The organism is Halalkalibacter wakoensis JCM 9140, from assembly GCF_000513095.1.
Classification (GTDB): domain Bacteria; phylum Bacillota; class Bacilli; order Bacillales; family Bacillaceae_D; genus Halalkalibacter; species Halalkalibacter wakoensis.
Map to the genome: position 1 here is coordinate 15940 of NZ_BAUT01000052.1, position 13010 is coordinate 28949.

A 13010-nucleotide genomic window follows, 5' to 3' on the forward strand; every position below is an offset into this window, starting at 1 on the left:
GAGCTAATGAGTCGTTGGCGAGAAGAACTAATGAAAAAGTTTACAAATCAGTCTTACTCTTTATTTTTAGTAAATGATCCTGATTTGCTACTAGATGATGAAGTGATTTTGCAACAATTTCAAGATCAGCAATTCGAAGTTGTTCGATTTGAAAACTCAATCCTAATTCGTTATTTATTTGAAACAGAGTTTCTGAATAAAATAAAGAAAGCTCATAAAGTCATTTTATTTAGTAATGATGCTGATCATTTAGTCTTTCCTTTTGATTATATGCAAAATGGTTTATTCTTTGAAATAAGCATTAGAGAATTATTTCCGAAGTTTTCAGCGCCAATTGTTAGACTCATTGATAAAGAAGATTTTGATGCCTTGTATGCTGCGCACACGCAGTATCAAGGCTCTTCTTCTAATAGAGAAACAATTGAATATGTTGTAAATCAAGTATATAAATTAAGCTATAACCTCATTGAGTCCGAAGCTGACTTTTATAAAATGTTACTTGAAATCCATTATGATAAGAAAGAGTTACCTTTAATCATCCAACATTTTCTAGTAGAACGCTTACTAAACAAACCTTCATTAAAAAACGTACCCGTGCAAGAAATGATAATGAATAAATCGTTTTTTTATCGGTACATAGAGGAACAATGGAAGATATTAATCAAAAACTTGAGTCATTTTCAAAATGATGTAGTTATTGAGGAGACCGCTTTGTACCATACACATCCATTTAGTAATTCTGATGTAAGAAGGCTAATTAATGACTTATTTATAGAAGGCTTTTTGCAAAAAGTACATTTTAACTCAACATTAAAACTACCAAAATGGATGGAAAATGGTATTGATAAAAACGATCAATTAGATAAAAAGAAATGTGATGACCTGAATAAAAAAATTACTGATGCGTTGGATGCTGCCGATCGTTATAAAGATTGGATTAAAATAATGGAGTTAACAGGTGAATATAGTCTTGATGTTCATGGGAGTAAAGATGAGGAGGAGTTTAACCGATACGTAGGTTAATGAATGGGATTAATCAGTATTTCGAAGAATGGATGCTTGAAAAATATAAAACATTGCCTAGTTTACCTCCTTATCCGCTACCCAAAATGGTTCACCATATCCCGCATTTTATCTCATCAAAGCATAATGATGAGAAAGTTGCATTACTTGTGATGGATGGAATGGGGTTTGCACAATGGAAAAAAATCAGACAACATTTACTAGAAAAAGGCTTATCTTTTGAAGAAAACGGTGTTTTTGCTTGGGTTCCTACATTAACATCGGTTTCACGCCAAGCAATATTCTCAGGTAGTATGCCATCTGTTTTTGCTAACTATCTTGATACGACAAGGAAAGAAGAGAAACATTGGAAAAATTTTTGGGAGAATCATGGAGTCGTGAAGCAGTATGTTAGTTTTCAAAAAGGGCTAGGTAAACAAACCTATGATAAATCTGAGATTGTTCCCTTTAATCGACCAAATATAAAAGTTTATGGAGCAGTTATTGACATAATTGATAAAATCATGCACGGTGCCATTCAAGGTGAAAAAAGTCTAATGTCCGAATTGGATTTATGGCTTCAAACAAACTACCTATTTCAATTACTTTGTGACTTGCAGAGAGAAAACTTTACCGTTTATTTAACGGCTGACCATGGAAATACTGAAAGCGTTGGAAGTGGCAGGCTGTCTGAGGGAGTATTGGTTGAACAAAAAGGAGAACGAGCGAGAATATACTCCGACCAATTATTATTAAGTGCTGCCAAGGAGAAAATAGAGTCTATTCCTTGGAATAATATTGGATTACCAGCTGATTATAATGTATTACTTGCGAAATACGGACAAGCATTTGTTAATAAAGGAGAGCAAGTTGTTAGCCATGGTGGAATTAGTATAGAAGAAGTAATCGTGCCTTTTGTAAAAGTCTTATCACCGAAGGAGTGAAGTTAATGACAAAAGCAGTCGGGTTCGATCAAAAAGTTTTGCTGCATCATTTAGATTTTACAGCGAATGAAGCGAGGAAATTAACGAGAAAAGAAATGTACGAAGTATTAGATAATTATTTACGTAATGATATAAAAGGAACTAAATCTCGCAAAAATGCCATTACAATGTTAATGAAGATTTGGTTTATAGTTGATGAGGAAATTATCTCGTTACGTAATAAGGCACTTGAACTATTTCCTGATTTAAATAAAGAGGAAAGGTTGTTATTACATTGGGGGATGGTTATTCTAGCTTATCCTTTTTTCAAGGACTTAGTTCAGAAAATGGGCAACCTATTTCGTCTACAAGACGAAGTTCCAAGTGCAGTTGTGGGAAGAAAAATGAAAGAGCTTTACGGGGACCGAAGAAGAGTGGAGGTTGCTACAAGTGCTGTATTAATGAGCATAAAATCGTGGGGAATTGTTGAGATGTTAAAAGGTAGATCGTATAAACTACCAAATAAGATACACATAACGAACCCTGATGTTCAGTCGTTTTTAGTTGAAGTCATTATTAGAGCAACAAATGTTAAAGCCATACCACTAGACATGGTTCAAACCCATACGTTGTTTTTTCCATTTCAGTATGATGTATCGGCCACAGAACTAAGGGAAAGTAAAGTGTTTCAAATTGATAGGCAAGGAATAGATATGATCATGGTTGAGTTAACGTCTTAAAATGGGGGATAGTGCATGTTTAACGTTGGAGAGGTAGTAACTGGGGTTCATTTCCCTGAAAGTGTTGAAATTAAACGCTGTGAAGCATACGGGGATTATTACATCATTGAAGCGATTGGTAGAGAAACAAATCAATTTTTTGAATTGATGATCGAAAAAGAGAAGCTAAACGAGCTAGAAGTGTTAAGTAGAAGAGAAGAAAAAGAAAAATCATCGATTACGCCATTGGATGTTCAGAAATATATTCAATATTTAATGCTTCAAAATGAATCAAAATATTCTAAGTCAAGAGCTCTTGGAAACAAAAAACTTTTACCGTTACCACATCAGATTGAAGCTGTTTATAGTAGGATGCTACAAGTCCCACAAATTCGCTTCTTATTGGCTGATGACCCTGGGGCGGGTAAAACAATTATGTCTGGCATGCTAATCAAGGAACTTATGGCACGATTCAGTGTTGAAAGAGTGTTAATATTAGTTCCTCCACTGGTTATGAAGCAATGGCAAGAGGAATTAAATGAAAAATTTCAAGAGCAATTTCGAATTATCAATCGAAGTGTGTTAAATGAATATGGTAGGGAAAATCCCTTCGCTGTATATAATTTATGTATCGCATCAATTTATTGGGCTGCTCGTGATGAAATTAAACCTCTCATTCAAGAAGCTGAGTTTGATTTAATTATCGTTGATGAGCACACAAAATGGCTGCATATACTCATGGGACGGTCAAGAAGAAAACGTCACGTACAAAAGTTATACCAATTAGGTGAATCTATTTTAAGAAAATCTAGTCACTGCTTATTACTGACAGCTACACCACATAAAGGAGATATGGAAAACTTTCGTCACTTAATGAGATTAGTCGATGAAGATATATTTTCTAATATTGGAGAGTATGAAAGTCTAAAAGAGAAAACCAACCCTTTTATTATTCGAAGGCTAAAAGAAAACTTAAAAAATTTTGATGGAACTCCACTTTTTCCAAAAAGAACAACAAAAACCATACAATTTACATTAACAGATGAGGAATTAGCTTTATATGAAGATGTAACTCAGTATGTTAGAGAACATTTTAACCGTGCGATAACTAATGGAAGTAATAGTACCGCGTTCGCAATGATGTTATTACAAAGAAGGTTAAGTTCTTCATTGGATGCTATCTATCTTTCTTTGAAACGAACGTAAAAGTAGACTAGTGAAACTTTACAAAAATACAGAAATTGAAAGAAAAAAGCATCTTAAAAAATGAAGAATCTTGAAGTAGAAAATTATTTAGAAGAACAAAATGAAAATCAAGAAAACATTGAGATGGCCTTAGAGCAGTCGATTGATGTTATCGATATAATGGAATTAAAAAAAGAAATAATCGTATTAAAAAAACTAATTGAACAAATAGAGGATATAAAGCTTTACTCTGTTGAGAAAAAATATCAAGAATTAGAGAAGACGCTCTTTGGTGAAAATGGTTTATTGCATCACGATGAAAAAATATTAATTTTTACCGAGTCAGTCGATACTTTGAATTTCTTAGAAAAGAAATTATTAGAAAGGATTCCGAAACTAGCAAAAATTGTTGGTAAATACTCCATGGACGAACGCAGAAATCAAGTAGAAATGTTCCGTAATGAATGCCAAGTAATGCTAGCGACAGATGCAGGGGGAGAATCAATAAATCTTCAATTCTGTAATCAAATGATTAATTACGATATTCCTTGGAATCCAAACAAATTAGAGCAACGAATGGGACGTATTCACCGAATCGGGCAGAAAAATGAAGTTTTTGTATTTAACTTAGTTGCACAGAATACAAGAGAAGGTAATGTTATGATACGTCTACTTGAAAAATGGAACAGATGAAAGAGGACTTGGGGTCTGATCTTGTTTACGATTTTATTGGTGATGTATTAGAAGAAAGGTTTGAAAGTCTAGCAGATTTAATGCAAGAGGCTATCATTAATCGTGAGAAATTGGATGATATAGTTGCAAATATGGAAAAGGGCTTATCGGAAGAACATGCAAAGCTATTAAAACTCATGCAAGAGGAACGTCTAACAGAAGATACTGTGGACTTAAATACAATGAAAAGAGAGCATAACCGATTGACTGTTAGTCGAATCCCCTCAAGAGCTTATTCGGACTTAGCTTCATATATTATGGAGAAGAAGAAGGTCAGAATGTATGAGTCAAACGAAGGAAATGTTAAGCGAATTGAACGTTTACCAAAGTTTATCAGAGAATCGATCCCAAGCTTAACGAATTATCAAGGTGATACGTTCCGGTTTACTAGGTACAAAGAGTATGAGAACGATGAAATAGCATTATTAAACAGCGACCACCCACTTTTTAAGCTCACATTAGACTTAATGAAAAGAGAAAATGATAAACAAAGTTGGGGAAACTATTTAATATCAGTAAACGTACCAGAACCAATGACAGTTGAAATTTACCACATTAACATTGTTGACGGAACAGGGAAAGAATTAGAAAGGCGATTCTTGCATGTTGCTAGAAGAGAGAACGGCATGATGATTACACTTGATCCTATTGGGTCTTTTCAGAAAACTTTATGGAGCAATTAGTCGAACTTAATTCAGAAGTAGGTAGTACGTTCTTAGGGCATGTCCTAAAATACTCAACGGAGATTAGAAATACTGTATTGGATAAACGACAAAAACAGTTAGATAAAATGGTCTCATTTTTGGAAAAAACGTTCAATTATCAATACAGAGATACGTTAGAAAAGCTAGAAAAATACCAAGAAGAGAACTTAGAAAATCGGAATAGCGCATTAATTAATCAGATGAATGCTCAGCTTATTGATTTAGATATTAAAAAAGAAGAAAGATTAAATACTATATATCGTCAAAAAAATATTAGTATGAAGCCACCGAAGAAAATTATCACATTGCAGCTTGCCCCAGCAGGAAATTGTAAGCGTGTCATGGCAGTTGATTACGAAGAAACAATAAAATTATATGAAAAAGAAAACGGAAGAATGAATGTAAAAATGTTTGATAGTTTAGGGCTTGTGGACTTCTATAGTGAACGTTTTAATGGGGAAGAACGGTATATTATATTAACAACTGACGAAAGATATTCACTCTCTGATGATCAACTCGAAGATCTACATGAGATACTAGATAAAGTGTATATTTATGTTATGATAGATGGCCATGTTTACATGGAGAAGGCTATGAAGGATGGTATGTTTTTGGTTAGAAATAAGAATAAATCTTAGTGATATGTAATATTAAAACTTCAGCGACTGGAACTTATAAGTGCTATTGTTTCTTTAATGTTGTTTAAGCACACGTAACATGTATCAATTATTTTTATTTATCAGTTACCAGTCATCAAGCTAATAAATACTTTTGTAAACTACCCCATATGTTTTTTATATAAACATATGGGGTGATTTTTTACTCTTACTAATTTATGGAAACTTAGTTATAATTTTAGTTTATACTAGAAATATAGTAAAAGTTTGAATTAAGCATTCAAGAATAAATAAAGGTGTGAGTGTTAATGAAAAATCAAAGAGAAACTATTCGTAGGATGGTAGGGTATTTAAATAATGAGGAAAAAGATGGAGGCTTTTGGTTACCAAATATCCAAAGACCATTTGTTTGGAAAGAGGAGCAAACGGAACGTCTATTTGATTCCATACTAAGAGAATACCCAATAAGTACATTGCTTGCGTGGAAGACTAAGAGTAGATATAAAACGTACGTAAATTCATCCAAAACTTTAAGAAAAACAGAAGCTATCGGAGTTTTACGAATTAGAGAATACAAAAATTAAGATGTTGGTGCTGGATGGTCAACAACGATTACAAAGTCTGTTTATTGGCTTAAAAGGGAGTTATGAGGGAAAAGAATTATACTTAAATATATTAAGTGGTGATGTAACACAACCCGATGATATTAGGTATGAATTCAAGTTTATGGAAAAGGATAAAGCTAAATTTCCTTGGATAAAATTCAAGGATATTGTGTTTAGTAATGAAGAATATGATGAAGTCAGTGAAAGACTCATAGATAATAGCGGTTTGGGTCTTACAAGGGAGCAAGAAAAACGCATTAGAAGAAATGTTTCAAAAATAATTAGAATATTTACATCAGAAGAAACGTTAGTTTATCAAGAGTTAGATAGTGTAGATAATCAAGAAGCATATACGGAAGATGATGTTGTTGAAATTTTTATAAGAGCGAATTCAGGAGGGACAGTATTAGGGAAATCAGACCTTTTATTTTCGCTTCTCTCAGCTAGTTGGTCAGAATCCGATGAAAAAATGGAGGAATTGTTGGAGGACCTCAATAACACGGGGTACAAGTTTAATCGTGACTTTATCCTAAAGACATGTCTAGCTTTACTTGATAAAGGGGCGGCTTATAATGTTTCAAAATTCAGGGATGAAGCCACAAGAGAAGATATTTCAAATAAGTGGGATGACATTACAAATGCTATTAAAGATGTGAAGGATTTCTTATTTGGCAAGACTTATTTAAGGTCAGACAAAGCATTGACTTCTTATCTTGGTTTGATACCAGTAATTTATTTTAGATATCATTTTAAAAGCAAATGGCCGAATGTTAAAAGACTTGATGAGTATATATTAAGAACTTTACTAACTGGTGCTTTTAGTGGGAGTCCAGATACTGTTATTGACCGATGTATTGACGCCGTGAGGAAAGCGCAGGAGTTTAAAGTTGATGAATTATTTGATGCAATACGTAGGAGCGGAAGAAACTTACAAATTGATGAAGAAACAATTCTCGACCTTTCTTATGGCTCGAAGAATATTCATCTCATATTTAATTTATGGTACAAGGATTTTTCATATCATCCGGCATTTGTTAACAATCAACCGCAAGTTGACCATATCTTCCCTCAAAGTGCACTAAAGACAGTAAAGAAAGTAAACCCTGAAACAGGAAGAAATGTCTTAAAATATAGATCTGATGATCGTGACCAAATTGCTAATTGTATGCTATTAACACAACAAGAAAATGGTTCTGGTGGCAAAAGCGATACTCTACCAGAGAAATGGTTTGAAGATAAGTCCGATGATTATCTAGAAATGCATTTAATTCCGAAAGACAAAGAACTATGGAAAACAGAAAACTTTGAACTATTTTTAGTGGAAAGAAAGAAGTTAATACTGGATAAATTTAAAGGTTTAATCTACTAATCTATTGTTGAGGAGTTAAGACTATGGAATATAAATCAGTAGAAGATATTTTTCCTCTTATGAAAGATGAATATCACCGAAGTATGGCAGAAAAAGTCTACTACTTTATAGAGGGTAATTTTGATGATATAGAAATAGTGTCTCTTAGAAAATGTATTTCGATTGCAAAGAAAGGTTATATAAAGTTTGCTACGATTACCACAGAAAATAGTAATGCGTTATTACTGCATTTTCCATCTGAAATTAGAGATAACCTCTTAACACGAAAAGAGGAATTTAATGTCGAGTTTGAAAAACCAAAGAGGAAACTTTATATAAACCAAATCAATATTCCTTTTGCTTACATACATGATGTGAACGAGTTACAAAAGTTAATTAGGATTGCTTATGCTAATCCGAGAAGGAAGAGACATAGAGAAAAACTAACTTAAAAAACTCTATGTGAGAAGGTGAAATTATGTGGATTACTGTCGATTACCCAACAAAAAAGAAGCTGGACTAGAGCCTGGAGAGTATCGTGGAAAAGCAGAAACCCGAGCTATTAGAAAATAACGGCTATTGTGCGAGTTTTTGAGAATCAAATTTTTCAAATTCTAATCCTAAAGGGTTTGTCCAGTAAAAAGGGAATCGGCGAAACTATGATCTTCCAGAAAACTTAATTGTAAAAGAACTAATCCAAACGCTTTACACGGCATTGTTTGTAAAGCTTGATACGTCTGTTCTTGAAAAGTATCCTTATTTTCGCGAATGGAAGGAACTCAAACTCATCGTCGACGACATGATTCGAAGCAATGTGTACATATCGAAGGTGAATTCAGTCAAACACACCGTAACGGACCGAATGATTCAAAAAACACTCGGGCATCGCAATCCACTTTACCGGGAGGCTGCGCACTTGCTGTTGTTGTATCGCCGTATTATGAATAAATTTGATGAAGAAGTCGTTCAGCAACTGCTGCGGGAGACGTTTGTGTATCCGGAGAAAGAGGACGTGCTGTTTGAGTTGTATTGGGTGATGAAGTTGATTAAGGCGAATGCAGAAAAGGCAGAGTTGCAGCTTATTGATGGAAAGAGAAATTTGGTTGCGAGTTGGAGTGATGAGTATGACTATCATATTTATCATGACTCCACGGGTTCAAAGGAACTGCAATTTTCGATCTCAACCGAAGAAGTGAGGGAAACCTATCATCCTTATATAAAGAAGAAAGTCGACTCGATGAAGCGTTCTGCCGACTTAGCGTCTACTTTTTTTGAGCGAAATGTAGAGAGTAAGACGTTCTGGAGTGGGAGGCCGGATATTCTGATTGAAGTGTATGAGAAGGAAACCGGTGAGCTTCAGAAAGTGGTGATTGGTGAAGTGAAGCATACGAAGAATGTGGATTATGCGATGAAAGGCCTTCGTGAGTTGGTAGATTATATGGAACTTGTGAAGGGGCGAGATGGGGAGTATTTAAACGAACGTGATGATCTGGAGATGGAGGGAATGTTGTTTGTTGGGGATATGGAGGTAGAGAAGGAGAAGAGACAAGGAGTTTCGGTTGTTTCAGTGAGGGATGTTGGGTGTGAGGTTGAAGGCACTGGAAAAGGGAAAACCGGCTCTCTGTCGGGTTTAAAAGATGGCGATGCTCATTTGGTGAATAGGAAAGGACGCAGCAACTGAAATAAATGAGTTGCTGCTTTTTTCATTTTCAGGGGGACTTTCTATCTTCTAGTCATATGCGTGACTCCAATTTGTCCATTCATTTTGGTAGGGAACATTCTCTTGATTTTCTGCTAATCTCTTTACCTATTTGTTGAATGATTTTGAATTTTTGTTTTAGATCGTAAAATGAAAAGGCTGTCAACTGGAATTTTATATTTTTCTAGAAAAATAGTGGGTAAGGCTGGTAGTTTCTGATATAGTTATGAATTGTGTCTATTATAGGAGGGAACGAACATGAAAACAACAATATACTATTTTGGACTACTTCTTTTATTGATGGTAGTGATGAGTGGTTGCGCCGTAGAGGAGAGCGATCCGGTTGAGACGAAGACGAAAATTGGCATTATGTTGTCAGACGTCGGACTGGGCGATCAATCATTTAGCGATGCGGCATTTGATGGATTGGTTAGAGCTCGCGATGAGTTAGGAATTATTTTTGATTATCGTGAATTACGAGATACAGAGACGTATGAACAAGGATTAATTGAATTAGTAGAAGCCGAGAACGATTTGATCGTTGGATTAGGGTTTATGGTGCAGCAAGAGCTAGAAGCGGTTGCCAATCAATACCCTGAGCAACGGTTTTTGCTAGTAGATGCTGTATCTGAGGTAGACAATATTGTGTCTTTGACGTTTAAAGAAGATGAAGGAAGTTATTTAGCGGGGGTTATTGCCGCCTTGACGACCGAGACGAATACGATTGGATTTATTGGTGGTGACGATGTTCCGCTAATTCAGAAGTTTGCGAATGGATTCGTGGAAGGGGCAACAGCAGTTGACCCGGACATTGAGGTCTTGGTTGAATATGCGGGCGATTTTGGGAACGATGTACTCGGAGCCGAGTTAGCGAAAGACATGATCGAACAAGAAAGTGATGTGTTGTATTCGGCTGCGGGCTTTACCGGTGTCGGGGTACTGCGAGAGGCGCAGCAAAACGGGGTCTATGCCATTGGTGTTGATAGTGATCAATTTTACTATGCAGAAGAAGCGGTGATTACATCGATGCTCAAAAACGTTGATGTCGCTTTATTCGAGACAGTTCAAGAGATTCAGCAATCGAATCAATTACAGTCCAGACATATTGAATTAGGATTAGCGGAAAATGGTGTAGGACTAGCACCGATTCGAGTGATTCAACTGTCTAGTGAACAAGAAGCAAGGTTAAAAGAGGCGGAAGAAGCACTTTTACGTGGAGATGTAACGTTTTAAGAACAACATAGAAATGGCACAGGAGGAAGACGATGTCGATAAAAAGAAAAATACTCTTTCATTCGTTAGTGGCTCTTGTCTTAGCGATTGTGATGATTGGGTTTATTATTACGAGGATGTTATCCATCCAAGCGACGAATGAAAACAATGTGGATGTGTTGCTTGCGGTACATGAACTGAATGCAGAAATGAAACTTACGATGCAAAGCATGACCAATTATGCAAACAATAGCACAGAGAGCAATAAACAAGAGGCGCTTAGTGGAATTGAGTTAGTAGATGGGTTGTTTGATCAAGTTGATTTGCTGTTAGATCATGAGCGTAGCAGACAATCCCTATTGATCGCACAGTCAAAATTCGATGTGTTAAAGGAAGAAGCTAACCAAGCTTTGGACGCTGGAAATGTCGCGGAAGTAAATCGTCAAGCAGTGAGAATAAAAGGGATCTCAAATGATTTGTATATGTTGAATCTCCATGCGACGGCACACGATAACTACTTGCGTGAATCAACGAGAGCACAAATTGAGTTTCTTATTACGTTTGCGGTGATCGGAAGCATCGTGTTGATTCTTGTATCGTCGTTCGTGCTCGTGCGGATGACCAATAGCATTACGAAGCCGTTACATAGGTTAACGAAAAATGCTCAACAAATTGCTTCGGGAAATCTTGCGGTGGAGAAGGTTCGATATAGTGGGAAAGATGAATTAGGTCTTTTAAATGAATCGTTTACGAACATGGTTGATCAATTAACGAACCTGCTTACTTCCGTTGGAGCGGTTAGCCAAAAAGTGGACACTTTTACTAGAGAACTAGAGCATGAAAACCGACAGTTATCGGAATCAAGTAAACAAATTGCCGTTTCAACGGATGAGCTTTCGAAAGGATCGAGTACGATCTCTGAGGATTTGCAAAGTTCTGTTGGGCTAATTGAAAAAATGGACCGAGAGTTTGCAACAAATGTTCAAAGAGCTCAGCAATCGGTTGCTTATATGAAAGAGACGAACGAAGCAATTGGAAATGGCCGTAGTGTTATTGATGAACAACAACTTCTATTAAAAGAAAACATTGATGCCACTCAATCGATTGAGCAATCAACGGAAAAATTCATTAATTATGCGACTAAAATTGAAGACATGGCTCATACGGTGTCTAATATTGCCCAGCAGACGAATCTTCTTTCGTTAAATGCAGCAATTGAAGCAGCGCGAGCAGGTGAAGCTGGGAAGGGCTTTGCGGTGGTAGCAGATGAAGTCAGAAAGCTAGCGGATGAATCAACCGAAGCAACTACGCATATTTTTGAGATGGTAAAGCTCATCAAAGAAGGGTTAGCAACCATTTCTCTTTCGGTTGAACAAGGCGTGAAAATCTCAAAAGAACAGCACCATCACATGAACCTTACACTCGACACGTTTGAACAAATGGAAGAAAAAGTAGAGAATGTCTCTACTGTTCTTAAAGAGCTTGTAGATGGAGTCGATCATTCGAAGAAGTTTAATGAACATGTTCTTAGCAATGTCGAAAACATCAGCTCAGTCGTGGAACAAACCGCTGCGGGCAGCGAAGAAATTTCAGCGTCTACGAATGAGCAGCTCTATTCAATCGGAAACGTCGTAGAGAAAATACAATCGCTTAGTGAATTAACAGAAGAGCTGAACGAGGTGCTTTCACAGTTTAAGGTTTAGTAGAGTGGTAGCAGGAGAGTTGGCGGTATAATCATGATTCTATCGCTTGAGTACGTATTTTTGTGTGTGAACAGTATTATATAGAAGCAATCTCTATTTTCTTTGGTTGGAGTTTTAGTCTATGGGTGAAGCGATTGCTTCACCCATAGGCTTTTTTTGTGAGTTTGAATGGTGTGATAATAGAGGAAGAGTGGAGGTAAGGGTTTGGGTGTTGAAATTTTTGTCGAATTATGATAAATTATTAAATCTAGCCGCAAAAATTAATTTCAAATTAACTATTGCGCGGAATTATTTAATGTGATATATTATTACTTGTCGCCGCGAATGCTTAGTTCATTCGATGGTGATCGCAAAAAAGCTTTTAAAAAGTTGTTGCGCAGAACAGAAAGTTATGTTATGATAATGAATGTCGCTGAGGAAAACAACGACAAACGAGTTCTTTGAAAACTGAACAAAAGCCAAGCGAAATAGAGATACATGATATCTCGTCAATTATTTTTGTGATTTTAGTAAAAATCACAACGTATCGTTAGCGATACATTTTGAGCTAATCAAACACAC

General features: G+C 35.9%; 14 protein-coding genes. All 14 read left to right on the forward strand.

What is annotated here, in order from left to right; genetic code table 11:
* Positions 1 to 6 precede the first annotated feature (6 nt).
* The 14 genes from JCM9140_RS24605 (at position 7) to JCM9140_RS16175 (ending at position 12750) form a co-directional block, all read left to right on the forward strand.
* Entirely contained in the window at positions 7 to 1023 is a 1017-nt protein-coding gene (locus JCM9140_RS24605) for a hypothetical protein (protein WP_034748805.1), read from the forward strand.
* Complete coding sequence (gene pglZ / locus JCM9140_RS24610; protein WP_052002323.1) at positions 1023 to 1946, forward strand: BREX-3 system phosphatase PglZ; 924 nt, start codon at positions 1023 to 1025, stop codon at positions 1944 to 1946. The genes JCM9140_RS24605 and pglZ overlap by 1 nt, the downstream gene beginning before the upstream one ends.
* Positions 1947 to 1951: 5 nt before the next feature.
* On the forward strand, positions 1952 to 2665 hold the full coding sequence (locus JCM9140_RS16140; RefSeq protein ID WP_034748809.1) for a hypothetical protein: 714 nt from the start codon (positions 1952 to 1954) through the stop codon (positions 2663 to 2665).
* Between the two features lie 15 nt (positions 2666 to 2680).
* Complete coding sequence (locus tag JCM9140_RS24615) at positions 2681 to 3850, forward strand: DEAD/DEAH box helicase (RefSeq protein WP_235715380.1); 1170 nt, start codon at positions 2681 to 2683, stop codon at positions 3848 to 3850.
* A gap of 60 nt (positions 3851 to 3910) precedes the next feature.
* Entirely contained in the window at positions 3911 to 4522 is a 612-nt protein-coding gene (locus JCM9140_RS24620; RefSeq protein ID WP_235715381.1) for a helicase-related protein, read from the forward strand.
* Positions 4519 to 5244 carry a hypothetical protein gene (locus JCM9140_RS24625; RefSeq protein ID WP_235715382.1) on the forward strand — a complete coding sequence of 242 codons (726 nt, stop codon included), beginning with the start codon at positions 4519 to 4521 and terminating at the stop codon, positions 5242 to 5244. The genes JCM9140_RS24620 and JCM9140_RS24625 overlap by 4 nt, the downstream gene beginning before the upstream one ends.
* Positions 5232 to 5903, forward strand: coding sequence for a hypothetical protein (locus JCM9140_RS24630; protein WP_235715383.1), 672 nt, complete (start codon positions 5232 to 5234; stop codon positions 5901 to 5903). Before JCM9140_RS24625 ends, JCM9140_RS24630 begins: the two co-directional genes overlap by 13 nt.
* 287 nt (positions 5904 to 6190) lie before the next feature.
* Positions 6191 to 6466 carry a DUF262 domain-containing protein gene (locus JCM9140_RS24955; protein ID WP_201769723.1) on the forward strand — a complete coding sequence of 92 codons (276 nt, stop codon included), beginning with the start codon at positions 6191 to 6193 and terminating at the stop codon, positions 6464 to 6466.
* Between the two features lies 1 nt (position 6467).
* Complete coding sequence (locus JCM9140_RS24960) at positions 6468 to 7856, forward strand: GmrSD restriction endonuclease domain-containing protein (protein WP_201769724.1); 1389 nt, start codon at positions 6468 to 6470, stop codon at positions 7854 to 7856.
* Positions 7857 to 7879: 23 nt separating this feature from the next.
* Positions 7880 to 8287, forward strand: coding sequence for a hypothetical protein (locus JCM9140_RS16155; RefSeq protein WP_034748812.1), 408 nt, complete (start codon positions 7880 to 7882; stop codon positions 8285 to 8287).
* A 377-nt stretch (positions 8288 to 8664) separates the two neighbouring features.
* Positions 8665 to 9516: a hypothetical protein gene (locus JCM9140_RS16160; RefSeq protein ID WP_206777499.1), complete on the forward strand. Its 852-nt coding sequence runs from the start codon at positions 8665 to 8667 to the stop codon at positions 9514 to 9516.
* 276 nt (positions 9517 to 9792) lie between these two features.
* Positions 9793 to 10767: a BMP family lipoprotein gene (locus JCM9140_RS16165; protein ID WP_034748818.1), complete on the forward strand. Its 975-nt coding sequence runs from the start codon at positions 9793 to 9795 to the stop codon at positions 10765 to 10767.
* A gap of 32 nt (positions 10768 to 10799) precedes the next feature.
* Positions 10800 to 12449, forward strand: a complete 1650-nt coding sequence (locus JCM9140_RS16170) for a methyl-accepting chemotaxis protein (RefSeq protein WP_034748821.1) — start codon at positions 10800 to 10802, stop codon at positions 12447 to 12449.
* Positions 12450 to 12570: 121 nt separating this feature from the next.
* Positions 12571 to 12750: a hypothetical protein gene (locus JCM9140_RS16175; protein ID WP_034748824.1), complete on the forward strand. Its 180-nt coding sequence runs from the start codon at positions 12571 to 12573 to the stop codon at positions 12748 to 12750.
* Positions 12751 to 13010 lie beyond the last annotated feature (260 nt).